22 protein-coding genes and 1 pseudogene are annotated in these 23,909 nt (G+C 60.6%); 12 read left to right on the forward strand and 11 right to left on the reverse strand.

Annotation, left to right across the window (positions count from 1 at the left end; genetic code table 11):
- Both HMPREF2944_RS04095 and HMPREF2944_RS04100 read left to right on the forward strand, forming a co-directional pair.
- Positions 1-264 (forward strand): rhomboid family intramembrane serine protease (locus HMPREF2944_RS04095; protein WP_141755733.1); only part of this gene is annotated, 264 nt, incomplete at its 5' end.
- A 58-nt stretch (positions 265-322) separates the two neighbouring features.
- Entirely contained in the window at positions 323-1,135 is an 813-nt protein-coding gene (locus tag HMPREF2944_RS04100) for a rhomboid family intramembrane serine protease (RefSeq protein WP_070680767.1), read from the forward strand.
- Positions 1,136-1,478: 343 nt separating this feature from the next.
- On the opposite strand, the gene HMPREF2944_RS04105 is transcribed toward HMPREF2944_RS04100, so the two are convergent.
- The 5 genes from HMPREF2944_RS04105 to HMPREF2944_RS04125 form a co-directional block, all read right to left on the reverse strand.
- Positions 1,479-2,297, reverse strand: a complete 819-nt coding sequence (locus tag HMPREF2944_RS04105) for a shikimate 5-dehydrogenase (protein WP_070680770.1) — start codon at positions 2,295-2,297, stop codon at positions 1,479-1,481.
- A gap of 1 nt (position 2,298) precedes the next feature.
- Complete coding sequence (locus HMPREF2944_RS04110) at positions 2,299-2,619, reverse strand: glutaredoxin domain-containing protein (protein ID WP_049332267.1); 321 nt, start codon at positions 2,617-2,619, stop codon at positions 2,299-2,301.
- Between the two features lie 556 nt (positions 2,620-3,175).
- Positions 3,176-3,379, reverse strand: coding sequence for a hypothetical protein (locus HMPREF2944_RS04115; protein ID WP_070680773.1), 204 nt, complete (start codon positions 3,377-3,379; stop codon positions 3,176-3,178).
- 449 nt (positions 3,380-3,828) lie between these two features.
- Positions 3,829-5,226 (reverse strand): galactokinase, encoded by a 1,398-nt coding sequence (locus HMPREF2944_RS04120; RefSeq protein WP_070680776.1) that lies wholly within the window; start codon positions 5,224-5,226, stop codon positions 3,829-3,831.
- Between the two features lie 243 nt (positions 5,227-5,469).
- A complete protein-coding gene (locus tag HMPREF2944_RS04125) occupies positions 5,470-6,072 on the reverse strand; it encodes a TetR/AcrR family transcriptional regulator (protein WP_070680779.1) in 603 nt (200 codons plus the stop codon).
- A gap of 292 nt (positions 6,073-6,364) precedes the next feature.
- Between HMPREF2944_RS04125 and HMPREF2944_RS04130 the strand changes: the two genes are divergently transcribed.
- From HMPREF2944_RS04130 to HMPREF2944_RS04145, 4 genes are all read left to right on the forward strand, one after another.
- Positions 6,365-7,396: a biotin synthase gene (locus HMPREF2944_RS04130; RefSeq protein WP_070680782.1), complete on the forward strand. Its 1,032-nt coding sequence runs from the start codon at positions 6,365-6,367 to the stop codon at positions 7,394-7,396.
- Between the two features lie 249 nt (positions 7,397-7,645).
- A complete protein-coding gene (locus tag HMPREF2944_RS04135; RefSeq protein ID WP_070680785.1) occupies positions 7,646-9,382 on the forward strand; it encodes a cation:proton antiporter in 1,737 nt (578 codons plus the stop codon).
- Positions 9,383-9,556: 174 nt separating this feature from the next.
- Positions 9,557-10,054 carry a hypothetical protein gene (locus HMPREF2944_RS04140; RefSeq protein WP_049332275.1) on the forward strand — a complete coding sequence of 166 codons (498 nt, stop codon included), beginning with the start codon at positions 9,557-9,559 and terminating at the stop codon, positions 10,052-10,054.
- A 9-nt stretch (positions 10,055-10,063) separates the two neighbouring features.
- Positions 10,064-10,387 (forward strand): ATPase, encoded by a 324-nt coding sequence (locus HMPREF2944_RS04145; RefSeq protein WP_080978767.1) that lies wholly within the window; start codon positions 10,064-10,066, stop codon positions 10,385-10,387.
- 103 nt (positions 10,388-10,490) lie between these two features.
- On the opposite strand, the gene HMPREF2944_RS04150 is transcribed toward HMPREF2944_RS04145, so the two are convergent.
- The 6 genes from HMPREF2944_RS04150 to HMPREF2944_RS04175 all read right to left on the reverse strand — a co-directional run bounded on the left by HMPREF2944_RS04150 (position 10,491) and on the right by HMPREF2944_RS04175 (position 16,278).
- Positions 10,491-11,000, reverse strand: coding sequence for a hypothetical protein (locus tag HMPREF2944_RS04150; RefSeq protein ID WP_210398454.1), 510 nt, complete (start codon positions 10,998-11,000; stop codon positions 10,491-10,493).
- Between the two features lie 150 nt (positions 11,001-11,150).
- On the reverse strand, positions 11,151-11,924 hold the full coding sequence (locus HMPREF2944_RS04155) for an HAD-IIB family hydrolase (RefSeq protein ID WP_070680788.1): 774 nt from the start codon (positions 11,922-11,924) through the stop codon (positions 11,151-11,153).
- A gap of 171 nt (positions 11,925-12,095) precedes the next feature.
- A complete protein-coding gene (locus HMPREF2944_RS04160) occupies positions 12,096-12,950 on the reverse strand; it encodes a PTS system mannose/fructose/sorbose family transporter subunit IID (RefSeq protein ID WP_012902656.1) in 855 nt (284 codons plus the stop codon).
- Positions 12,951-12,961: 11 nt separating this feature from the next.
- Positions 12,962-13,828, reverse strand: coding sequence for a PTS mannose/fructose/sorbose transporter subunit IIC (locus HMPREF2944_RS04165; RefSeq protein ID WP_070680790.1), 867 nt, complete (start codon positions 13,826-13,828; stop codon positions 12,962-12,964).
- Positions 13,825-14,805 (reverse strand): mannose/fructose/sorbose PTS transporter subunit IIA, encoded by a 981-nt coding sequence (locus tag HMPREF2944_RS04170; protein ID WP_070680793.1) that lies wholly within the window; start codon positions 14,803-14,805, stop codon positions 13,825-13,827. Before HMPREF2944_RS04170 ends, HMPREF2944_RS04165 begins: the two co-directional genes overlap by 4 nt.
- 609 nt (positions 14,806-15,414) lie before the next feature.
- A complete protein-coding gene (locus HMPREF2944_RS04175; protein ID WP_070483109.1) occupies positions 15,415-16,278 on the reverse strand; it encodes a PRD domain-containing protein in 864 nt (287 codons plus the stop codon).
- A gap of 285 nt (positions 16,279-16,563) precedes the next feature.
- Between HMPREF2944_RS04175 and HMPREF2944_RS04180 the strand changes: the two genes are divergently transcribed.
- The 6 genes and pseudogenes from HMPREF2944_RS04180 to HMPREF2944_RS04205 form a co-directional block, all read left to right on the forward strand.
- The gene (locus HMPREF2944_RS04180) at positions 16,564-17,307 is read left to right on the forward strand and encodes a response regulator transcription factor (protein ID WP_070680796.1); all 744 of its coding nucleotides are present in this window, start codon (positions 16,564-16,566) and stop codon (positions 17,305-17,307) included.
- Positions 17,308-17,465: 158 nt separating this feature from the next.
- Positions 17,466-19,126: pseudogene (locus HMPREF2944_RS09495) on the forward strand (sensor histidine kinase).
- Between the two features lie 153 nt (positions 19,127-19,279).
- Positions 19,280-19,981 carry a TetR/AcrR family transcriptional regulator gene (locus HMPREF2944_RS04190; protein WP_070680799.1) on the forward strand — a complete coding sequence of 234 codons (702 nt, stop codon included), beginning with the start codon at positions 19,280-19,282 and terminating at the stop codon, positions 19,979-19,981.
- A 210-nt stretch (positions 19,982-20,191) separates the two neighbouring features.
- Positions 20,192-22,987: an MMPL family transporter gene (locus HMPREF2944_RS04195; protein WP_070680802.1), complete on the forward strand. Its 2,796-nt coding sequence runs from the start codon at positions 20,192-20,194 to the stop codon at positions 22,985-22,987.
- 94 nt (positions 22,988-23,081) lie between these two features.
- Positions 23,082-23,558, forward strand: a complete 477-nt coding sequence (locus HMPREF2944_RS04200) for a fluoride efflux transporter FluC (RefSeq protein ID WP_070680805.1) — start codon at positions 23,082-23,084, stop codon at positions 23,556-23,558.
- Positions 23,558-23,909: fluoride efflux transporter FluC (locus HMPREF2944_RS04205; protein WP_070680808.1), on the forward strand; the 352-nt coding region annotated here is incomplete at its 3' end. The genes HMPREF2944_RS04200 and HMPREF2944_RS04205, both read left to right, overlap by 1 nt.

Here is a 23,909-nt window from a genome sequence, read left to right on the forward strand (position 1 = left end):
GGTCTATTCGGTCTCATGGGCTCGTTCTTGACCCTGCTAATCATCATGAAGCAGAAGGACACCGCACGAGTGTTCGTCATGATTACTGCCCCGAACATCATCTATAGCATTCTGACCCCGTCGAATATCTCCCACGCATGCCACGCGGGTGGTTTTATCGGTGGTGTGCTGTTGACACTGCTGTTTGTCCCGCTTGTGGATAAGCCCGAGTCCTCGAATCCGCCGCAACAGAGTCCGCAGCAGTGGCAAAACGGCAGGTACTGAGCCTGAAAATACGTGAAAAATCTTCGGAAAATCCGGCACAAAAATCTTTGGAGAGGCAGTGGAGAACTTTCCCAACTACGCAGGCTACGGGCAGAGCCCCACGGTCTGCGTCAACCACCCCGACCGTGTCAGCTATACCCGGTGCGGGCGCTGCAACCGCACCATCTGCGGCGAATGCCAGACGGCACAGGATGCGGGTGTAGTCTGCCCCGACTGCTACAGCGAGCTCAACGGGGGTGCATCGAGACCGAAGCGTTCCTTCATCGCCCGTCACTGGCATATTACGTACACGCTCATCCTGATTAATGTCGTGGTGTACGGCCTGCAGCTGATCATTCCGTTCCGCTGGGTACACAATCTCGGCATGATGTCTGGTCCCCGTGTTCACCACGGCGAGTACTACCGCCTCATCACGCACGGGTTTGTGCACTCGCAAACTGACCCGATGCACCTGGTGTGGAACATGATTTACCTCTTCATCTTCGGTGTGTCCCTCGAACGCATGATGGGGCGGTGGAAGTTCCTCTTTGTATATATGGCGGCTACCGTGGGTGCCGGCTGCAGTGTGTACCTCTTCACCTACTACCGTGGTGTCGTGGGCGCATCAGGCGGTGTGTACGGCCTCTACGGCGCGTTCTTCGTCCTTCTGCTTCTTCGGAAGCAGAAGGATACTGCACGCCTCTTTATTCTGCTCATGGGTATTGACGTTGTGCAGAGCCTCTTCCACCCGAATATTTCTCACGCGGGACACTTTGGCGGCTTTGTCGGTGGCGCGCTCGCGACCCTGCTGATTATTCCGTTCGTGAAGAAGCCAGATCCTTCGGAACCGCCGCAACAGGGCCTGCAGCGGTGGTTCAAGGGCCGCTATTGAGCCTGAAACCCGCGGAAATTCGCCGTAGAGAAGGGTTATCCACAGAGGTTTTCCACACTGTGCATAACTACATTCGTGTAATTCCAAGAGTGTGAGTACATGTTTAAAACCTGTGGATACAGGCCAAAACGACCGAATCACACGGTATGAATTACACCGGTGTAAGAGTTTTCCCCAGATTTCTCCACAGTTGTGGAAAACCTTAAGTACCAGGCTGTGTGTAATTACAAAAAATTCCGGCGCAAAGCGCCGGATAAAGCCAAGAGGGCCTGGAAGGATAAATCCTTCCGGGCCCTCCAACGCGTCGCGCCCCTTACGGGGCGAAGAAGCGGCGGGTGCGAGGCTAGTTCGCCTGAGCCTCCGCCTCCTCAACTTCCTCGGGAGTGAGCTCCACGCCGGTGTACAGGCGGAACTGTTCAGCAGCCTGCAGGGCAATCACTTCACCACCGTGAATAACTTCCTTGCCGGCCGCACGAGCCGCGCGAATCAACGGGGTCTCAACGGGCATCGCCACCACGTCAAAGACCACCTGAGCCTCGGCGATAGCCTCTTCGGGGTAGGACAGCTCCTCGCTCTCCTCGCCGCCGGCCATGCCAATCGGGGTCACGTTCACCAGAATCGGTGCGCGCAGGTTGCCAACCTCCGGCGCCCACGCGTACTCGTAACGCTCAGCCAGCGCCCGGCCGGTCTCCTCGTTACGCGCGATAATCATGCCCTGCGCAAAACCAGCGTCGAAGAAGGCGCCAGCCACCGCAGCCGCCATGCCGCCCGAACCGCGCAGCAGGAACGGCAGAGACGGATCCACATGGTGCGAGCGCAGCAGAGAGGCCACCGCGATCACATCAGTGTTGTACGCCTTCAGGAAGCCCTCGGTATTCACAATCGTGTTCACCGCACCAATCACCGCAGCCGAGTGATCCATATCGTCCATCAGCGGGATAACAGCCTGCTTGAAAGGCATAGACACCGAACAGCCGCGAATACCCAGTGCACGCACACCGGCGATAGCCCCCTCAATATCGGTGGTGGTCATCGCCTTGTACAGGTAATCCAGCCCGTGCTTCTCGTACAGGTAGTTGTGGAACTTGATGCCGTGATTCGACGGGCGGCCCGACAGCGAAATGCAGACGGTCGTATCACGATTCAGCGGAGGGCGACCCATTTTAGGCCTCGCTACCGGAGTCGAGGGTGTTCTCGATCAGCTTCTTTACCTTGTTGCGGCTCACCAGGTCGGCCACCACGAAGTGGGTGTCGCCGGTGTCAACCGTAGGAACGACGGCGTTGCCCTCGTTGAGCGCCTTGACGTGTTCCTCAGCCTGCGGATCCTCCCAGATGTTGACCCAGGTGGCGTAGTTGCCGAGGTCGCCCAGCTTGGCGTCCAGAGCCTCGCAGTAGGGGCAGCCGGGGCGCCAGTAAATGACGACACCGCCGTTCTTCATAACCTCGCGGGCCTGCTCCTGGCTGGACTGCTGACGTTCGAGCATAGTTCCTCCGTGTGTTGGATGCGCCGGACGGATCGTGTGAATCACGCGGGAGAGCCCGGCCCGGGCGCGCTAATACTTACCGTTTAAAGCATATCCCGGTGAGCGGAATTGAGCTTGCGGATTTTCTAAAGGGGAACTTCTGCCAGCGAATGGGAAGACGGGGCGTTAACGGCGCACGCCCCGTGCTCCAAGCCGCAGGGGCAGGAACGCGGGGCGTGCACAGGCGCGAGATATCGCGGGCGCTTGCGAGAGTGAGAGATGAGAAGGAGAGCGATACACGGCAATGAGCATGCCGCTGCTGAGTGATGCTTCGGGTGCAGCATCGATGGGAAGCACCCGAAACGAGGTGGGAACCCCACCGTTGGTGGTTGAGTGAAAACCTAAAGGGAGCGGCCCGTCTAAAGGCCGCCCGCCGGACGCGGGGCGTTCAGCCGCATCCGCACAGAAGGATTCTCCAGGGCCTTTGAACCACGCTGATGCGGAGCTCAAAACCCTGGAGAACCGTGGGATGCTTCAAGCCGCATCCCGAAATAACCGCAAAGCGCGGAAAAGAGGCTTACTTGTCGCCGAGCTTCTGAGAAACTTCGTCGATCTTGCCGTTGACGGCATCCTCAACCTTGGCAACGTGCTCGTCGCTGACAATGTCCTTGCCGGCCTTGTCGTTGATGGCTTCCTTAGCCTTGTCCAGACCGTGCTCAACGGCCTCCTTGACCTTGTCGAGGTTCTGCTCAACGGTGTTCTTGATGTTGTCGAGGCCCATGCGGGTCTCCTCTCTGCGCAATCGCGCGCTCTCATATGAGGTATATTCCGGATCCAACGGAGAACCGGAATATGATGTGCGAAAGAACCTGTTGCCTAAATCGCCCGGCGCTCGCCGCGGTGAAACTTTATGGCTTACAGACTGGCCTTCTCGATAAGTTTACCCATGTAGGAAAGCGTCAAGAGGTAGGTTTTAGCGAGGGAGGCCATTTTTTGATTGCCTCTCAAACAATCGTGGCTTATCCAGGGGTTACTGCGGGGTGGGGGAGCGGGGCGGTGAGATAAAACTCGCAGGAAACTTTCAGATAAGAGTGGTGTTCAAAACCGTTGTGTGTGCCGCACGCGACGGGCTAACGCCCGAAAGAGCGGGGTTCACCGCCCCGCGCGCATCGCAAGCTCCCCCCTCAAATCGAGGCGCGGGAAACCGTGGCGAGGGTACTCTGCGAGCATCTAGTTCACGGGAATATCGGTCATATCAGTCGCCGCCGACCAGTCGTGCGAAGCCGCAAAGCCCGCCGTCATCGGCAAAAAACGCGGGGCCGCGTAGCCGTGCACGGCGTAGCTCGTCGCCACCGCCTGGGCCGCCTCCTCCAGGCGTTCGGTCGGGATAAGTGCCATGACAGCACCCCCGAAGCCGCCACCCACAATACGCGCGCCCAGCGCCCCGTGCTCCAGGCACACGCGCACCGCCTCGTCAATCTCCGGGCGGGAAACGCACAGCTCATCGCGCATCGACACAAACGACTCCGTAAAGATGCGGCCGGCCTCCTTAAAAGCCGCCAACCCCAGATCGTCTGCGTGCTGCAGCAGGTAGCTCACGCGACCCACCAGCGTCATATCGTGGAAAGCGTGACGCACCCAGCCGCGCGGGAACGAACAGGGACGCCCCGAGTCCTCCAGGGCATCCAGCGCGCGGTTTACCGAAGAGTCCACCAGGTCGGCGCGCCACGCCTTCGCGGTACGCGCATCCATACCCTTACAGGAGAGGTCCTCCGGCAGGGCATCGCGCAGGAAACGCAGGCCCAGGGCCTCCGCACATGCCTCGGAGGCCGCGCGGCGAGCCGCAAATCCGCCGTCCGTCAGCTCGTGCGGGGTATTCGTATCAATCACCAAAAAGCTCAGACCGTGCTGGGCAATATCCACCCGCACCGGCTCAATCGAAAAGTCTCGGAAATCCACCACAAGCGCCTGCTCCGGGAAAGAACGCAGCGACGCCGTCTGATCCAGGCCGCCCGTCTGCGCACCCGCCACCTTATTCTCGGCCGTGATGCACACCTGAGCCAGGCGGGCCCGCAGCGTGTCATTATCGGCCGGGGCTGCATCCGTTTCCGAGCAGTCCGGGCGCAGGGGGCACGAAAGCTCAAGCAGTGCGAGCGCCGTCGAGCACTCCAGCGCGGCCGAGGAAGACAGGCCACCGCCCACCGGAACGCGAGAGTTGATGAGAAGATCCGCGCCGAACGCGTCGGGGAGCATGATGTCGCGCCCGCCCTCCTGATTCATCGCCCAGGCCACGCCCGCCACGTACGTGAACCAACCCTTCAAATGGCCCGGCTGGATATCGCGCACCACAACCGTGCGCTCGTCCCCCGGCATCTGCAGTGAGGAAGCACGTAGCACGCCATCGCGGCGCAGAGCACCCGCAATATACGTGCGGTAGGGCAGAGGCATAGGCAGGCACGAGCCCCCCAGAAAGTCAATGTACTCGCCCAGCAGGTTCAGACGGCCCGGTGCAGACCACACGCCGTCCGGCTCGTAGCCGTAGGCGGTAATGAACTCCTCGCGGACGCGGGCAATCTCCGCGGTGTGGCTGGGGAAGGCCGCCCACTGGGCAGTAGCGGTCATGGACATGGGGACACCTCGCTTACGCCCCGCGGGGCATACGGAATCTGTGCGTACCTCCCCGCGACGAATACGTCCGGAACACGCAACTCGGCGCAGAGGTATCCCCTCTAGACTACGGCAGAGGGGCGTTTCGGCTCGAGTCGCGGGCGGTTTGGGCGATGAACGCTCGGGCGCTAGGTGGCACAAAGGCCCCGCGCCGTAGCGGTGCGGGGCCTGCGGATAGAAGGCTGAGTGGGTCGAGTACGGAGGTTAGTCCTCCTGAGTGTACGGGGGCTGAACAACCATCATCGTGTCGATGGCCGACTGCAGATCCCGGCGGTATCGGTTAAAAGCATTTTCGATGAGCGGAATATCGCCGCTTGCCACCGCCTCCTGCGGAGAAATGAGCGGCAGCGTCTGGTATTCCTCCACCAGGCTGAGCGCGGTGTGGGTCAGCAGGCGGGCGCGGCGCAATGCCTCAGCATGGCCCATGCCCAGCGACTGAAATTCGTGAGCCATCGCCACCACCGGCTTCAGCTCCCGCGGGTGCAGAGCCAGGCTCAGGCGCACCACCTCGGGGCACTCACGGATGGGGTACAGCAGCGAGAAGAGCATGTCGCCTCGCTGAATCATGGAGGCATGCACGGCCTCTACCGTCGGCTCCGCCTCCTCGCACATCGACTTCGGGGCACGGGCCAGGATATAGTCCGCCAGCAGAATGAGTAGCTGCTGCTTATTCTTCACGTGGTAGTACAGGGCACCGGGAGCCACGTGAAGCTCTTGAGCGAGGCGGCGCATCGAAAGGTCCGCCAGACCGTAGGTCGCCAAGACCTCGTAGGCGGTATCTAGAATCTTTTCACGGGAAAGTACCACGTCTCTATTTTAGGGTGTTTGGCGCTCCGTCATTGACATCATGCACCGGCTGGAAAACAGAAAACACGTAAATTACGCGAGAGAAACGGTGTAATAATTGGTGATTCTCACGGCTCAGAAATAAACGTTTCGCGTTTTAAAAGCGACTTCGATATTAGGTGCTCCTAAGAAGTTGAATGACGCAAGACATGCCACGCTCTGGGCATAAAAATGCTCCCGGAGCCCCTAAAAACCGCCAATGCAGGCGAACCTCGCGAGCGCACCCCTGGCGCGCGGGTGTTTAATAGCCGGTATGAGCAATGCATTTTCTGAACTAATCGAGCGGGCGGGCTCCGAACAGCCCCTGACCCGCGATGAGATCCACACCCTCCTGGTGGACGGGGAGGGTCAGGACTTCGCCCTGATTGAAGCGGCCTCCATTCTGCGCCGCAACGAATTCCGCAACATGATTGCTGTCCACACCGAGAACGAGGAACTTGCCGACGCTCTAGGCACCCGCTCCATTGCCGTGGACTCCTACGACGTTCTCGACATCTCCCGCGACATTGATTCTGAGGAGCTGGCCGAGACCATTGAGCGCATTGCCGCTTCCCCCGCTATTGGCGTGACCGTACTGCTGCCGAAGAACGCTGTGCCCATGATGCTCATGCGTGTGCTGTCGATTCTGCGCCTGGCCGCCCCCTCCAAGGTGATTCACCTGCCCGAGGGTTACGACCAGTCCCTGCGCTCGCTGACTTCCCTGGCCATGCACGTGGTCAGCGCCATTACCATTACCGACGATATTGAGCAGTGGCCCATGGTCAACGAGATTCTGAAGTCTCTGCGCCACGGCGGCATTGTCATCTCTGGCACCGGTGGACGCGATGCCCTTGCAGGCTACCTACGTTACCTCTCCGACCTCGGTGTTGACCTGATGGGTCACCGCGAGGCGCGCGGCTCCGCCTGCGGCTCCGTGGGCGGCGGTTGCGGATGCGGCTCGGGCGGTTGCGGCGGTCACGAGGAGCCGGCACCTTCCTCCGGCGGCTGCGGTTGCGGCTCGGGCGGATGCGGTTCCTCCGCTGAAGCTCCGGCTGAGGTTCACGGTCACTCCCACGGTGGTGGCGGTTGCTGCGGCGGCCATGACGAACCAAAGGAAGAAAAGGGTGGCTGCTGCGGTGGCCACGACGAACCGAAGGAAGAAAAGGGTGGCTGCTGTGGCGGCCACGACGAACCAAAGGAAGAAAAGGGTGGCTGCTGCGGTGGCCACGACGAGCCCGAACCGGTCGTGGCGGAAACTCCCGCTGGCGGTTGCGGCTGCGGTGCTGGTGGATGCGGCTCTAAGTAATCCGCTAGAGGTAGCTACCCCAAGCAATATATTCCAAAAATAGAATTTTCCCCTGAATAACCTGCTGAAAAGTGAGGATATTCAGGGGAAAACTCTATATTCCACATAAAGCATTAGGCTTAGAGGTAAACAACACCACAATAAACGCTGCAGAACCCCCATATCCGAAAAGCGGAATGAGCCCCTCCGGTAGAGTAGAAAGACGTAGCCGACTAAACCTAGCCGTGCGAAAGGAAAAATACCGGACCAATGCTTTACCTCTCCGTTATCGTCATCATCCTGCTCGCGACCGTGTTCATGGTCAGCATTGGTGATCGACTCAACCTCCCTTGGCCGGTCATGATGACCCTGCTCGGCGCCGCCGCGCTCTTCATCCCCAACCGACCGGACATTACCATCGACAGCGACATCATCCTGCCGATCTTCCTTCCGCCACTGCTGTGGGCCATCGGCGTTAAATTCTCCTGGGGAACCCTACGCCGCCGCTGGAAATCGGTACTGCTCTACTCGGTTCTGCTCACCACCGTCTCCGCCCTGGCGATTGCCGGCGCAACCATGTGGTGGGTCCCCGGCATGACCATCACCGTCGCCCTTGCCGTCGGTGCCGCCGTCTCCCCGCCCGACCCCGTCGCCGTGGAAGCAGTCGCTGAGCCCGTCGGTATTCCCCGCCGCCTCATCGGCACCCTGCAGACCGAAGGTAGCTTCAACGACGCTATCGCAATCGTCCTCTTCCACGCCGCAATCCACTCCATGACCAGCGGCCACCACATCGAGCCGCTCTCGGTCGCCAAAGACTTCGTGCTCGGCTCGATCCTCGCGGTCATTATTGGTTACATCTTCGGCTGGCTCGGCGGCTACGTTCGCCAGCGCGCCCACGACGTGGTCACCAGCAACGCCGTGACCCTCGTGATCCCCTTCGGCGCCTACCTCGCTGCTGAAAGCGCGCACGCCTCCGGCGTTATTGCCGTGGTCATCGGCGCTATCCAGTTCACCAGCACCAAATACATGGCGGCACTCGAAGCGGAAGAACGCCTCTCCTCCACCTCCTTCTGGCAGATTATTGAGCTGCTCATGACCGGTGTCGCCTTCGGCCTCATCGGCCTGCAGGCAAGTAGCATCATCGCCACCGCCGACCCCTCCCGTACCGCAGGCCTCTTCGCTGACGGTGCCCTGGTCGCACTGGTCGCCATACTGGTACGCCTCATCTGGTTCACCATCGTCTGGCTGGCAGGACGCAAGAACCCCATCCACGAGGGTGCCCCCGAAAGCTTCGCCGAAGTTATCGTCATGACCTGGTCCGGCATGCGAGGCCTCGTGACCCTGATTCTTGCCCTGTCCATCCCCGTGGTCAACGGCACCGAACAGGTCCGCCAGGACGCCATCGTCATGATGCTCTCCGTACTCTTCTTCACCCTCGTGCTACCCGGCCTGACCCTGCCCATGCTCGTAAAGGTCCTTGGCGTGCGGGCCAACCATGAAGAAGAAACTGCCGTACCCGAACTGCTCAAGATCGCGCAGATCGCGGCCCTCGAGGCGCTGCAGGCAGAAGCGAAGGCAACCACCGACCCTGAGACCTACGCCCGCGTGAAGGAAATGTGCTCCGCCATTACCCGCCGCGACGAAATCAGCGAGGCACTGCCCGAAGAATACAAGCAGCACATGGAGAAGGTTAAGGGCAAGAGGAACGACTTCGTGCGCCTGCGCGACGCCGCCCTCGTCGCCGCGCAGAACGAGGTTATTTCTGCTCAGGACCGCTACGACTCCCACGACGTGACCCGCGTGGTGCGTAAGCTGGACATCCTGGCGCAGGCAGAAAGTATCCGCTCCTCCGGCATGTTCATTCTGCCCGCAATGACGGCCGGTGCCGTGGCCCTGGAACGCTACAACCTGTGGAAGCAGTATCAGGACGCCCCGAGCACCCAGAACATCCCGGTCGTGAAGAACGCGCCCGCCTCGCCTCTGCCCCCCGCGGGGGAGAGCTCCTAGCCTCTCTGGAGAAGGACGACGGCCGGTTGGTAGGTCTACCGATTCCCGCTCCGGGGTATATATGCCCTGGAGTAGGGAATAAGGAAGACTAACGCTCAACCATCACCTAAAATGGGACAGGAAGCGTTGAACACGCTGTAGCTCTCTCAAACTCACAATGCATTGAAAGTAGACATGGACTTCAAGACTCTCTCGCCCGCGTACCTGACCTCCCTTGGCGCGATTTTTTGTGGCGCGCTCTTGATCGGCTCCTCAACCCCCTGGGTTCTGTGGCTGGGATGGATTCTGCTGATTGCCGCCCTGTGCCTGAACGTTCTGGCCGTGCTGCTCTCGGTGGGTAAGGCAAAGGGTGACCCCGTTCCGGCGCTCGTGACGAACCTGGACGGACTGGAGTCCTCCGTTGAAACCCGCATCCGTGAGCGCGCCGAGCACCGCCGTGAAGAGCGCGGGCGCCGTGAGGAAGAAGACGCCCACGCCGCCGAACAGCCCTCGGAGGCTCACGAGCAGGAGGCGGAGCCGGCTCAGCCCGAAACGGCTCAGGACGAGCCTCGCGAAGAGGAACCCACGGAGTCTCAGCCGGTCGTGCAGGCCCCCGCTGGTCGCCTGGGTGTGCTGCCTTCTCGTTCCCGCGCGGCTGGCCGTGCCCCGAAGCCCCGCTCGAACGTTCGCTAGGTGGGGGTTATGAACACAAAGTTTCTGCTTTCCCCGGCGTACCTGGTCTCCATCGCGCTGCTACTCTCGGGTGCGGTGCTCTCGGGTGGTCGGTTCATGCTCATCGGGTGGATTTTGTGCATCCTTGGTGTGTGCCTGAACGCTATGACCCTGGTGGTGTTGACCAACCGCGAACAGCTCTACGCGATGGACGCTCGCGCGGCCGCCGGCACGCTGCGCCGCGGTTTCTCGGAGCGTTCGGCACCCGTGGTGCGGCGCGTTACCGCCGCCGCCGATGAGCCTGCCGAGGCTCCCGAAGCATCGGATACCCAGGTCGCAGAGGAAAGCCGCTAGACCGTTTTCGGTCGCGAGGCCGCCCAATAGCTAACGTGAAGAACCCCCTCAAACCTTTGGTTCGAGGGGGTTCTTCATATCCTAGGGCGGGTAGTATTGGCGGCTAGGCCCGCGCGTCGAGCCTCTGCGCCGCGTACTCGGCGTACTCCTGCACGTGGGCGCGCGCCTGCTCGGTCAGCGCCTTATTTTCGTTCAGGATGCGCTCGGACTGCGCCGCCATGAGTTCCAGGTACTGGCGGTCGCGGGTCTTCTTCCACGCGGTGCGTGCCGCCTCCAGCTCCGCGAAATCCCTGAGAGCCTGCCGTTGCATCGTGTAGCGCACCCACATGAGCACCAGAATCAGCAGTAACGGGATGATGCATGCCCAGCTCTGCCAGAGTCCATAGAGCGCCGCCGCAATGGCACCCAAAACAATTAGCACCGGGGAAATGGAAACGATGGGGGAGTCCGGGCGGTTCTTCTGGTTCTTCACGAGTGATTCACGCGCCATGGCGCGGAAGGTATCGGTAAAGCTGGAGGGGTCGTAGGACTGAGCAGGCTCGGCCTGCTGGCTCTTCCGGGACTGATTCTTGCCGGACTGGTTCTTACCGGGCTGAGAAGCGGACGGGCACATAGAAACCTCACGGGGTACATGGGGAGTATCGGGAAAGCGGGTGTTTCACGTGAAACGGGGGAGTGGGCGGCGAGCACACGCAAGAGAAAGCAGCAGGATAGACGCAGCACCCACCCAGACGCCGCCTGAGAATCGTGGCTACAGAACCCTCTAGAGCGAAGCCTCAATGAACTCGTACGCCTTATCCACGCAATCGGTGGTGACGGCCTTGACTTCGTCGGGGGAGTAGCTGAACGACGCCGAACGGTCAGCGTAGCGGTGCATGTCGATATCGTTCCACGAGTCACCAATCGTGTGCACCTCATAGGAGCTACCCGGATGCTCCGACTGCAGGTACTCCACCAGATGCTGCAGACCGGTGCCCTTCGTGCAGGCGGGCGGCACGATATCCAGGAAATCCTGGTTCTTGTGGCAGTCCACCGAGTTGCCAAAACGCTCCAGAATCCAGGTGTACGCCGCCTCGCGGACCTGCGCATCCGGAATCCACAGGGGCACACCCACGTACTCGTGGTTCTGCAGGTCATTAGCCGCCAGGGGAGTGAACTCCGGCAGAATATTCGTCGAGGAGCCCACCCGGTCGCACAGGCTGTAATCGTTATCCAGAGTGGTCGCGAACAGGGCCACGCCGTCCACGGTGCTGAAATGCTCGTAGCACGCCTGCACAACACTCACCGGAAGAGGCTGATGGTAGATCACCCGGTACTCCCGGTCGGTAATCACCGCACCCGTGTACAGCACGTGATAGTCGAAGCGGATGGCGGTCGGGTTCAACGCCAGCTGAGTAGCAAAAATGCTCTTGCCCGTGCACGAGACCGCCAGGTTACCCTCCGCCTGCCAGCGGGCAATCGCCCGCTCATTGGCAGGCTCCACGGCTCGGTTAAACAGGATCGTGCCGTCCAAATCGAAAGCCATCAACTTGGTCATAAAAACTCCTTCACGGAAGGGCTACGTTGCCGCGAACTGCGCGCCGCAACCCATAAAAAACGGGGTGCGGCCGGTACTTTTAAGTGTACCGACCGCACCCCCGCCACTTGAGATATAGCCCCTGAATCTCACGCTCTCATAGAAGGGTGAAAGGGGTCATCCCTCAGATTTTTAGAGGGCCAGGAATCCCAGGTAGGAACCGAGGATGCCCACGCCGAAGAGGGCGAAAATCAACCAGATGGCGTTAATCTTCTTCTTCAGAAGCCACATGCACAGGAAGCACAGACCCAGCGAGGCCAGGCCCGGCAGCAGATCGTTCAGCACGGACTGGACGGTCACATTTACCGTCTCGCCCGCCTGGTTTGTGTAGCTAGTCAGCGGCAACGGAATGTTCACGCTCGTCCAGCGGTACACCAGAGCACCCATCACGAACAGGCCCATCACGGAGGCGCCCTGAGTAATCTTCTGCAGGGTGTTGCCGCCCGCCTCGGTCACAATCTGGGTGCCCTTCTCGTAGCCGTACTTGAAGCCGTACCAGCGGGTTGCCCAACGAATTGCGGTCATGCCGAAGAAGAACAGCAGCGGGCCCAGAATATTGCCGGTCACCGCCAGGGATGCGCCCAGAGCCGCCAGCACAATACGTGCGGTACCCCAGAAAATCGGGTCGCCCACACCGGCCAGTGGGCCCATCAGGCCCACCTTAACGTTGGTGATGGCGGCTTCGTCGATGTCCTTACCGGCTGCCTTCTCACGCTCCATCGCAGCGGTCACACCCATAATCGAGGATGCAACCCACGGCTGGGTGTTGAAGAACTCCAGGTGGCGGGTCAGCGCCTCCGCCTGGTCTTCTTTCTTGGTGTAGAAGCGCTTAATGGCCGGAATCATGGAAACCGCGAAACCGATGGACTGCATGCGTTCGAAGTTGAACGAACCGAGCAGGAAAGTGGAGCGGATGTAGGTGTCGACCTTATCGCGCTGGGTGAGCTCGGGAACTTCAACGAGCTCGACGTTCTTGTTTTCAGTCATGGTGATGCTCCTTATTCGAGCTCGTTGTCGAGGTCATTGGCGGCGGCCGGTGCTACGGCGGGTGCCTCACTCTTATGGAAGAGCGGGTTCAGCTGCGTGTACAGCAGGCCCAGGCAGGCGCCGACCAGGCCGATAGCAACCAGGTTGAACTGTGCCGGGGTGGACAGCGCCACGAGGACGTCCTTTGAGCTTCCGCCGGGTAGCGGCACAATCGACTGGGTTGCCGGGATAGCGGCGGCGGCGATGAAGCCGAGGAAGAAGAAGGGCATGAGGGCCTTCGAACGCATCATGTTGATGACCATTGCGAAACCGACCACGGTGATCATGCCGCCGGCGATGCGCAGGCCAACGGTCACCTCGGCGGGAATCATGTTCAGCAGGCGGGTCAGCTCGTCGGAGCTGATTAGCGCCACAATGGCGGTCGGGATGGCCACGCGCAGACCCTGCAGGGCCATACCGCTGAGGTGCATCAGCTCGATACCGCGGAAGTTAGCCGTCTTGGCGAAATTATCGGCCTGGTGCTGGAAGAACACCGTAATGGTACGAACGAAGATGGTCAGAACCTGTCCGGCTGCGGCCAGCGGCACGGCGATGGCGATACCGGTGTCGATGTTCTGGTGGCCCTGAATCACGACAAGGGCGGAGATGGTGGAGGCCAGAGCCGAGTCGGGAGCCATAGCCGCACCGACGTTCATCCAGCCCAGTGCGATGAGCTCCAGGAAACCACCGAGTATGATGCCGGTAGTGAGGTCACCCAGTGCGAAACCCATCAGGGTACAAGCGACCAGGGGGCGGTGGAACTGGCGTTCGTCCACCACGGATGCGACACCCGCGATGAACGCCACGAGAACAACGAGAATAAACGTGAGGGCGGTCATGCGTCCAGGCCTTTCTGCTTGAGGATCTTTGCCAGGTCAACCGGGGAGTGGTTGGGTAGCTGTTGCACGGTCAGCTTCACACCGCGCTTGAGAAGCTCGCGGTATGCCTCGAGGTGCTCCTCGGAGGCGTACACGGCGTCGGAGAGCTGTACCATGCCGGTCTTGAAGGTGACGCCACCAACGTTCACTTCGTTGATCTTGACGCCTTCGTCGAGCAGTCGCACCACGTCGACGGGGGATTCCACGACGAACATGGTCTTCATGCCGGTGTACTTGGGGTTGTTGTATACGCGGCCAGCCTTGGCGATGTCCAGGACGTTGGTCTTCACACTAGTCGGTGCGACCTGCAGCAGCAGGGACTTGCGTAGCTTATCGTGGGCCGCGTTATCGGAGGCCGCGATGAAGGTCTGCGGCGCGATGAACGGAACCCAGGTGCCCGCCACCTGGCCGTGAATCAGGCGGGAATCGATGCGGGTGAAGACGGCGTCCATGGTGCCGCCGGGAACCTGCTGAGCAGCCGGAACCTCGACCGCCTTGGTCTCTGCGGGCTTCGCCTCGGCGGGCTTGGCGGCCGCAGGCTGGTTCGCATCCTGGAAGGAGCGAATACCCTTGGTGCCGGCCTTGTGCGCCTTAGTGACCAGGGACTTGAGGGTTGCGCTCTTGCGTCCGGCGGCGGAAATAACCTCGATGAGCATCGGTACGTTGACGCCGGAGACGACATCCACGCCCTCGCGGGTGGCCGCGAACTGCGCACCGGCGTTGTAGGGGCTGCCACCGAAGAGGTCAACGAGCAGCAGGGTTTCTTCTGCCTCGGACGCCTCAACGATGCGGGTGTACTCTTCGACGAGATCTTCGGGGCCCTGGCCCGGCAGGAAGGTGACCGGGTGGACGTTTTCGAAGTTACCGAGGATCATGCCGGCGGTCTTCAGCAGAGCCGGAGCCGACTCGCCGTGTGCCGCCACAATGATGGTGACCATAATGGTCCTCTCGTATGCGTATTGGGTGTGTGTTATGAACCCCGTTCAGGGCCCTGTAACCCTCGTATGGTAGCATTTTCGGTTTTTGTTTTATGGGGTTTTTTCAAGGATGCGCACTTTAGGTTTCCGTGACGTTTTTGTCGGTGTTGGAATATGGGTTTCCGGGCTCCAAAACGCTTATTTTTAGGGCGTTCGAAAATCTCGAGAAGAAAAGCTTGAAGTGCTCGGAGGATAGTGAGAAGAAGCGCTATTCCGCCCCCAAAATAGAAATATTGATGTTTTAAAGGTGAGTTGCTGGATGAATCTGTCGCACGTTTGACATAAAATATCGGAAATCCAAGAAAGCGGAAAAATATTTACAAGGAAAATACCTCGCAGGGGAGGCTGTAATAGTAAAACGTGTGGGATTTAGAAAAACCCAACATTTTTCTGTGGTCTGTCCACGGAATGGTATTTCTGGGGCGCCCCGATTGAAATCGCCACTTTTAAAAATTACTCGACGCGCTAAAGCGCGATGAAGGCACCTGCCAACATGTATCCTCGTAATCCTGAATATTCACGAATACAATAAACCGCCTTTAACGGCCACACCCCGGCCGGTGCCGACCGCTACTCCTTGATACCCCACATTTCGCGAGCCAGGCGGGCAATATGAATCGTCAGATAGGTCAGCTCGTCCCGAGTCAGCGAGTGATTCAGCTGCATCTGCAACACCAGCAGAACCTTCTGCGCGCAGGCGAAGGCGCGGGGCGCATCCGCACGCAGAGCGGCCAAAAGGCTCGGCTGCGAGACACCATCAATTTCCTGGGGCTCACCCTCTCGACTAGCGCGCACGAAGAGGTAGCGCAGGTGCGTGATAAAGCGGGTCGCGCTCACGGAATCCGGGTCAAGTGTGCGCTCGTAGCTGGCCTCAATAATCTCGAAAACCTGCGCGAACACCTCCGTCATGCGGAAGGCCTGCGACATATCCGCCGTCGCAAATTGCGCGTTGACCAGGTGCAACGCCAGCGGAATGGCCTCGCCGGGATCCATCTGAACCTGCAGGCGCTCGCGCACCGCGGCAATCACCGAACGGCCGTACTCCACCTCGCGCGGGTACAGGAGCGTCACCTCGGGAGCGAGCGGGTAGTCCACGCGCACCCCCTCGCGGGCACGCATCACCGCGTAGTGCAGGTGATCAGCCAGGGGAATGATGAAAGAATTCGAGAGCTCCAGCACCCCGTCAGCACGCACGCGTGATTCCAGACCCGTGGCGATGGACAGAATCTCGGCGGGGATCTCGGAAAGGGTCAGGCTGAGGCGCTCGCCCGACATGCCCTGCTCGGGCACAAAGGTCTGTTCGACCGCGGCAGGATCAATCATCTGCCCCTTGCGCTTGCCAAAGGCGATGCCACGGCCAATTACCACGGCCTCCTGACCGAGGTGATTCACGGTGAGGGCGACATTGTTGTTGTAAATGCGGCTGATGCGCATGCGCCCTCCTCTGCGGTGATGCGACGGTCGTGCGGTGGTCGGTTATCGGTGCGTAACGCCCGGAAAAAGAGCTGGTGGCGGCACCGCAAAAAGCGATTGAGCGTCACCTAATCTAGTACAAATTTTACAGAAGAGACCGGCCGACTGAAGGGGGTACGGACTGGCCCGAAGAGAAATCCCTGCAATCTGTGTATCAGCTGTGATCGGCACATGCGTTCCATATGTTTGCCGCGAAAATATTCGTTCGGCACGCCCGAGTGAGATTCCTCGCGGTACCCTAGACCTATGAGCAGTAAAGCAACCGAAATCGCAAAGAACCTTCCCGCCCTGGAGCACCCGGATGGTAGCCCCATCCGGGCCCTCGTCGTCGATGACGAGGAGATGCTGAAAGAACTCGTCAGCATGGCTCTGAAGATGATTGGCTGGGAAGTGCAATCCGCCGGCGACGGCCCCTCCGCGCTGAACATTGCCCGCGACTGGCGACCCGATGTGCTGGTGCTGGATATCATGATGCCCGGCTTCGACGGTTTGGAGCTGCTCAACCGCATCCGCAAGTTCTACCCCGAGGTGCCCTGCCTGTTCCTGACCGCTAAGGATTCGGTGGATAACCGTATCGAGGGCCTGGCCGCCGGCGCCGATGACTACGTGACCAAGCCCTTCTCCATGGAGGAGGTCATGATTCGACTGCATCGCCTGGTGCAGCGTTCCGGCGTGGCCGCCATCGATGACGCCGAGCTGGTGGTGGGCGACCTGGTGCTGAACCAGGACACCCGCGAGGTCACCCGCGGCGGTGAGCAGATTAACCTCACCGCAACCCAGTTCGACCTGCTGCGCTACCTCATGGAAAACGCGAAGCGCGTGGTCTCCAAGAGCCAGATTCTGGATAACGTCTGGAACTACGATTTTGGCGGCCAGGCCAATATTGTCGAGCTGTACATTTCGTACCTGCGTAAGAAGATTGACGTCGGCCGCGAACCGATGATTCACACGGTGCGCGGTGCCGGTTACGTGCTGCGTCCGACACTGTAATTCAACGTCGTTTTTCAACGTCTCGGAACGGGTAGGTGCTATCCGTTCCGCACTATCTGCTCAGGTGGCGCGGTTGTTCCGGAGTATGCGAGTATTCCCGGAAATGCCGCGCCACAGTGGTTGTATTCCGTATTTAGAATGTAGAAAGAAAGGTGTTTATGAGCGCCTACACGCCCGGTGATTCCGGCTCCCCCGATGCCGAGCCCACCCGTCGCCTCCGCACCGGTGACACCCGTGATGGCCGCACCGGTCTAGGGCGCATAGCCTCGATGAAACACCTCTACATTCGCTTCCGCGCGGCTTGGCGGAGCATGAAGAACCCCGACGCCTCCCCCGAGGAAATGGGGTACGTGCCGCACCTGCGTTCGCGCCTCATCGCGATCCTGGTGATGGCGCTCGGCGTGGCCTGCCTCATCATTGGTCTGTCCACCTACGTCACCCTGCAGAACTCCCTCTATCAGCAGGCTGAAAGCAACCTCAAGGAAACCAGCCACCGCGTGGTGCAGCCCACCTCGCGCAATGGTAAGCAGGAAGAAGTGGACTGCGACGACCTGAAGAAGGATAAGTCCATTTTCGCGCCCGGTCAGGCCTCGGGAACCCTCATCACCTGTGTGGACTCCGAGGGGTCGGTCGAGATCGCCAGCAAGCTGGGCAGTGACGGTACCATTCAGAGCCTCTCCGCCAACGCCAGGTAACCCTTGGAACCCTGGCCCTGAACTCCACTAAGAGCGAAGAGCGTGAGGTCAAGCTGGAGGCGGGCACCTACCTCATTCGGATTACCCCGAAGGCAAGCAGCGATTCCGACGCGCAGGTGGTTGGCATCCCCCTCCATAACGTGCAGCAGACCCTCACCATCTTTGTGATCGTCGTGTCCATCGGGTCAATCGCCGTGATGGTGGGTGCGGGCGTAGCCGGATCCTACATTATTCGCCGCACCATGAAGCCGCTCGAGCGCGTCTCCGCGGTGGCGACGGATGTGGCGCACCTGGATCTTGAGGAACACACGATTTCATCGGCCGTGCGCGTGGAGCCCCGCGATTCTGACCCTCGCACCGAGGTTGGCGCGGTGGGCTACGCCCTCAACCAGCTGTTGGATAACGTGAACTCGGCGCTGGAGGTGCGCGAGAGAACCGAACATCAGATTCGTGCCTTCATTGCGGACGCCTCGCACGAGCTCCGCACGCCGCTGGCGGCCATTAAGGGATACTCCGACATGCTGCGCTGGACCGAACCGCTCAGCGACTCCGGGCAGTCCTCGCTCGCCCGCATCGACTCGCAGACCGAGCGCATGTCTCGCCTCGTGGAGGACTTGCTGACCCTCGCGCGCCTGGATGAGGGGCGCGAACCCAAGCTGGAAACCGTGGACCTGACTGAATTGCTCGTCGAATGTACCTCGGATATGCAGGCGGCCGCCCGCACCCACGTGTGGCACCTGGATGTGCCCCACGAGCCCGTCGAGGTGGTTGCGGACCGCTCGCAGATGCAGCGCGTCATCCTGAATCTGCTCTCGAACGCGCGCAAGCACACGGATGAGGGGACGCGTGTGATTGCGGGGCTTTCTGTGGACCACACCCGCCGTGAGGCGGTGATTTCGGTGGTTGATAACGGCCCGGGTATTGCCCCGGACTTCCTGCCGAAAATTTTTGACCGCTTTACGCGTGCGGATAAGGCGCGCTCCGGCTCGGACGGTACGACCGGCCTGGGGCTGGCTATCGTGCAGGCTATCGTGCAGGCGCATGGTGGCTCAATTCAGGTGCAGAGCCAGCCCGGACACACCGTCTTTACGGTGCGATTGCCGCTGGAATCCGCCGAATCGTAGGGTGCGGCGGGGTCGGGGCGGTAAATCCCGAATGAACATTGCCGTGTAAAGTTTCAAGCTACACCTGAGAGTTATTTCATCCAGTGCAGATATGTGGTGAATCTAACCCGCTTATTATTTGCTGGCAGTGCAAATTGCACGTATTGTGAAACTATGGCAAAACTCGTTGAATCCCCCGCAAACATTGCAGATAAGCGCTCTGCCCGCAAGGCGGAGAATCGCATCGCAATTGTCGAAGCTGCAGAATCCCTCATTCTTGAAGGCGGCTACGGCGCGCTGAACGCCGAAGCGCTCGCCGAACGCGCCGGCGTCTCCCGCCGCACCATCTTTAACCATTTCGCGTCCGTCGACGACGTGTTGGTTACCCGCCTGAACCAGTACTTCAACCGCATCTTTGAAGAGAGCGACTTCACCGTCTCCGGACAGAACCCCAGCATGGAGACCGAGATGCTCTCCATCGCCCACAACGTTTTCATGAGCAGCACCCTGGAGGAGTACATCGCTCCCTTCGCCCAGCTGCTCTACGCGCTCGAGATGGACAGCCCCGCAAAGTTCGAGGAGTACTCCCACGTCATCCTTGAGCGCACCTACGACATCTTCCTGGAGAAGTACCTCGAGGCCTACCCCGACCTGCCCTACCTGCGCGTCGCCGTGTTCGCCTCGAACCTCTCCGAAACCATCGGTGAGGGCGTGTACTACTACCTCACCCGCGCTGAAGAAGTGACGGCCAAGGCCGCGGCAGAAGCACCCGAAGGCACCCACCCTGAAACGCTCGCTATCGAAGCGATGCGCCAGTGCGTTCTCGAGGCCCTCGACTACCTGGGTCGCCTGGTCCAGGGCGAATTTGCAGCCTAAAAACGTAAAACACTAGTAGACGGATACTCCCGTTCCGGGGTCTTCCGACAGGTGGCCACACGGCACCTAACGGGGGCATCTGGAGCGGGAGTACGCGTCTGTTTTGTCTCTACAGCTGACCTTCCTGACGATGCATTCGCAAGACCTGGAAGTCGCACGCCGCGACCCGCTTATTCACCGATCCTTCTACCCCACCTCAAGGAATTTATCATGGCTACATGGCTCTACCGCATCGGTGAAGCTGCCGCCCGCCGAGCGTGGGCCGTTATCCTCACTTGGGCGCTTGTCATCGCGGGTGTAGCCGGCGCCTACACCGCGTTCCACGGCAAGCTCAGTAACACCTTCACCATGCCCGGAACGCAGACCCAGCAGCTCTCCGACGAGCTCGCCCAGCGCTTCCCGAGTGCCAACCGCGGCTCCGGGCAGATCATCCTCACTACGGGCGACGGCACCGCCCTCACCGAGGAACAGAAGCAGGCGTTCTCCACCGCGCTGAACAAGCTCACCGGCGAGGTTTCTTCCGTGGATGCGGTCACCGACCCGTTCACCACCACCTCCAAGCTTGCCGAGGCAAAAACCCAGCTCGACGAGGCGCACGCCAAGATTGACGCCGCCCCCGCCCAAATTGAGGACGGTAAAAAGCAGCTGAGTGCCGCCGCATCCCAGATTGAAGAGGGCACCAAGCAGATTGCCGAGAACGAGAAGAAGCTCGACGACTCGCAGGCGCAGATTACCTCGGGGCAGGAGCAGCTAGCCTCCGCACAGAAGCAGCTGGACGATGCCCAGGCGCAGCTGAAGAACGGCTACGCTCAGGCTGAGGCAGCGGGCTCACCCGCCGAGATGATGGAACAGCTGAACGCTCAGCAGGCGCAGCTGACCGCGCAGCAGAACGCCCTCAACCAGCAGCGTGAAACACTGACTGAAAGCCAGAAGCAGGTCGATGCGGGTCGCTCGGAAATCGCCTCCAAGAAGGAGGAACTGGCCGAGGGCCAGAAGAAGCTGGACGAACAGCGCACTCAGTTGCAGAAGACCGAGAGCGAGCTGCCCGCCCAGCGTGAGCAGCTGGAGCGCCAGCAGAAGCTGTACGACTTCGCCTCCGGCTACCGGATGATCTCTGAGGATCAGTCCACGGCGATTGCGACCGTCTCGTTTAAGAAGAAGATTTACGAGGTGCCTTCCGCCGACCTGCAGAAGGTCATGTCCGATATCGAGTCAGCGGACCTGCACGGGGCGACCGTCCACTTCGACGCGAACCTGAGCGAATCTGCGCTCGGCAGTGGCTCGCACACCGGTGAGGTTGCGGGTATGGCCATCGCCTTCATCGTGCTCATGGTCATGCTCGGCACCCTCGTGGCTGCCGGCCTGCCGATTCTGATGTCTCTGGTGGGCGTGGTGGTGGGTGTGCTCGGCACGCTCTCCTTCTCCTCCCTCGTTCAGATGAGCTCCACCGCCTACACCCTGGGCCTGATGCTCGGCCTGGCGGTCGGCATCGACTATTCCCTGTTTATCCTGAACCGCTACCGCACGAACCTGCTGGAGGGCATGCCGAAGAACCAGGCGATTGCCCTGGCGAACGGTACGAGCGGCAACGCCGTGATTTTTGCGGCGAGCACCGTGATTATTGCGCTGGTGGCGCTGAACGTGACCGGTATTCCCTTCCTGGGCGTGATGGGTAACGCCGCCGCGTTCTGCGTGGTCGTTGCCGCCCTGATTGCGGTGACTCTTACCCCTGCGGTGCTGTCCGTGGCGGGCACCAAGATTATGCCGAAGAAGCTGTGGGCTTCCATCGATACCCCGCAGAAGATTGCGGAACGCCGCGCGCAGGATGCCGAACGCATCGAGAAGCCCAATGGCTGGCTGCGCCTCGTGTTGGCTCGTCCGCTGCTGACCCTGGTGGTCGGTACTGTGGCGCTGCTGGCGGTTGCCGCCCCCATGTCTCAGATGCGCCTGGGCCTGCCGGATGCCTCGAACTACCCCTCCGATAGCGCCGCGTACAAGTCGTACGCGCTGGTCAAGGACAAGTTCGGTGAGGGTATGAGCGCCCCGCTGGTTGCGGTCGCGCACACCCCCGCGAACATGAGCGAGGAGCAGGCTCAGCAGGCGCAGATTGATATCGCGTCTGCGGTGAAGGAGCGCGGTGGCGCGAACGTGCAGGCTGTGGTTCCCGGCGGCATGACCGATGATCGTACCCTCATGATTTTCCAGGTGATTCCTGCCCACAGTGCAAGCTCCGTGGAGACCGAAGAGCTCGTCCACAAGCTGCGCGCCGTGACCGTGCCGGTGCAGGGCTCCGAGGTGTCTCTCGGTGTTGCGGGCCAGACCAGCGGCAATATTGACGTCTCCGAGGTGCTCGCCCAGAAGCTACCCCTGTACCTGGGTGTGGTGATGGGCCTGTCCTTCCTGGTGCTGATCCTGGTGTTCCGCTCGATTCTGGTTCCGCTGGTTGCCTCGATGGGCTTCCTCTTCTCGGTGCTGGCAAGCTTCGGTGCCGTGGTGTCGATTTACCAGCTGGGCTTCATGAGTTCCCTCTTCGGGGTGGACCACCCGGGCCCGGTGCTGTCCTTCCTGCCGACCCTGCTCATCGGTATTCTCTTCGGCCTTGCCATGGATTACCAGATGTTCCTGGTGACCGGCATGCGTGAAGCATACGTGCACGGTAAGGACGCGGCGACCGCCATTGTGAGTGGCTATAACCACGCGGTGCGCGTGGTGGTGGCTGCCGCGATCATCATGATTTCGGTGTTTGGCGGCTTCATCTTCGCTGAATCGACCATGATTCGCCCGATGGGCTTCGGCCTGGCGTTCGGTGTGCTGGTGGATGCGTTCATCGTGCGCATGACGCTGACCCCGGCGATTATGGCTCTGCTTGGCGATAAGGCGTGGTGGATGCCGAAGTGGCTGGACCGCCTCACCCCGAATATGGACGTTGAGGGCGCCGCACTGAGTGAGAAGATTCAGCACGAGCGAGAGTCTGCCGGTGCAGGCTCGGACAACAAACTCAGGTGACAAGCTCGAGTAGCCGCTAAAGTATTAGTATGCGTTTGCGCACCACGGCGCACACTGAAGACTAATACGACTCGAAAGGGGTAGGTACACGGTGATGAGGAACCGCGCGAGTATCCGGCAGAGGATAGGGGCCGTTCTAAACCGTGTACCTGCCCCTTTTCTTGTCTTTTTGGGCGGCGGCCTGGGTGCACTGTGCCGCGTGCACACCCCAGGTGGCGTACTGGTGGCGAATCTTCTGGGCTCGTTCACCATGGGTTTGCTGACGGTTCTATGGAACGCGTACGCGGCGCGCAATGGTGAGGATCGAATTCACTCCTTCCGCCTGCTCTTTGGTGCCGGAATGATGGGTGGCTACACGACCTATTCGTCTATTGCCGCGGTCATGGCGCAGACGATTTTTCTGCCGTATACGGTGCACGGCGGGTACATGGTACTGGCGATTCTGGTGCTGCTGGTGGGTGGCCTGGCGGCCGCGGCCTCCGGCATGCTCGTGGGCCGCATGCTGGCCACGAGGCTGGTGCACGTCTCACCCAGCGAGGAGCCGGGGACCGAACACGAGGAGGGCCGCTAATGTTTTTCTCCCTGATGATTTTTCTCTGCGGCGGTCTGGGAGCGATGACCCGCTTCTTCCTGGATAAGGCGATGTCTCCTCGCCTGCGCACGGAGTCCTCGATTATTAGCCCGGTGTTCGTCATTAACCTGGTGGGTTCATTCCTGTACGGCCTGCTGATTATGCCGGTGTCGAATCCGCGTGCGCTGGGCGTGCACTACAACGCTACGGATCAGGTGGCGTTCTGGTGCACGGTGATTACGACCGGCATGCTGGGTGGTTTTACGACCTTCTCGACCGCCATGGTGGAGGCATTGACGGCTCGCTCCGAGGGGAAGACCGTCAAGTTCCTGATGCTGTGGCTGGTGCAGG

The organism is Rothia sp. HMSC072E10, from assembly GCF_001813965.1.
In the GTDB taxonomy this organism is placed as follows: Bacteria; Actinomycetota; Actinomycetes; order Actinomycetales; family Micrococcaceae; genus Rothia; species Rothia mucilaginosa_A.

Excerpts from the sequence above, each read along its gene's own strand:
- HMPREF2944_RS04135 (WP_070680785.1), top strand. The coding sequence starts at position 7,646 with ATGCTTTACCTCTCCGTTATCGTCATCATCCTGCTCGCGACCGTGTTC.
- HMPREF2944_RS04110 (WP_049332267.1), bottom strand. The coding sequence starts at position 2,619 with ATGCTCGAACGTCAGCAGTCCAGCCAGGAGCAGGCCCGCGAGGTTATG.
- HMPREF2944_RS04160 (WP_012902656.1), bottom strand. The coding sequence starts at position 12,950 with ATGACTGAAAACAAGAACGTCGAGCTCGTTGAAGTTCCCGAGCTCACC.
- HMPREF2944_RS04195 (WP_070680802.1), top strand. The coding sequence starts at position 20,192 with ATGGCTACATGGCTCTACCGCATCGGTGAAGCTGCCGCCCGCCGAGCG.
- HMPREF2944_RS04175 (WP_070483109.1), bottom strand. The coding sequence starts at position 16,278 with ATGCGCATCAGCCGCATTTACAACAACAATGTCGCCCTCACCGTGAAT.
- HMPREF2944_RS04115 (WP_070680773.1), bottom strand. The coding sequence starts at position 3,379 with ATGGGCCTCGACAACATCAAGAACACCGTTGAGCAGAACCTCGACAAG.
- HMPREF2944_RS04165 (WP_070680790.1), bottom strand. The coding sequence starts at position 13,828 with ATGACCGCCCTCACGTTTATTCTCGTTGTTCTCGTGGCGTTCATCGCG.
- HMPREF2944_RS04170 (WP_070680793.1), bottom strand. The coding sequence starts at position 14,805 with ATGGTCACCATCATTGTGGCGGCACACGGCGAGTCGGCTCCGGCTCTG.
- HMPREF2944_RS04130 (WP_070680782.1), top strand. The coding sequence starts at position 6,365 with ATGAGCAATGCATTTTCTGAACTAATCGAGCGGGCGGGCTCCGAACAG.
- HMPREF2944_RS04120 (WP_070680776.1), bottom strand. The coding sequence starts at position 5,226 with ATGTCCATGACCGCTACTGCCCAGTGGGCGGCCTTCCCCAGCCACACC.
- HMPREF2944_RS04105 (WP_070680770.1), bottom strand. The coding sequence starts at position 2,297 with ATGGGTCGCCCTCCGCTGAATCGTGATACGACCGTCTGCATTTCGCTG.
- HMPREF2944_RS04150 (WP_210398454.1), bottom strand. The coding sequence starts at position 11,000 with ATGTGCCCGTCCGCTTCTCAGCCCGGTAAGAACCAGTCCGGCAAGAAT.
- HMPREF2944_RS04200 (WP_070680805.1), top strand. The coding sequence starts at position 23,082 with ATGAGGAACCGCGCGAGTATCCGGCAGAGGATAGGGGCCGTTCTAAAC.
- HMPREF2944_RS04145 (WP_080978767.1), top strand. The coding sequence starts at position 10,064 with ATGAACACAAAGTTTCTGCTTTCCCCGGCGTACCTGGTCTCCATCGCG.
- HMPREF2944_RS04190 (WP_070680799.1), top strand. The coding sequence starts at position 19,280 with ATGGCAAAACTCGTTGAATCCCCCGCAAACATTGCAGATAAGCGCTCT.
- HMPREF2944_RS04140 (WP_049332275.1), top strand. The coding sequence starts at position 9,557 with ATGGACTTCAAGACTCTCTCGCCCGCGTACCTGACCTCCCTTGGCGCG.
- HMPREF2944_RS04180 (WP_070680796.1), top strand. The coding sequence starts at position 16,564 with ATGAGCAGTAAAGCAACCGAAATCGCAAAGAACCTTCCCGCCCTGGAG.
- HMPREF2944_RS04155 (WP_070680788.1), bottom strand. The coding sequence starts at position 11,924 with ATGACCAAGTTGATGGCTTTCGATTTGGACGGCACGATCCTGTTTAAC.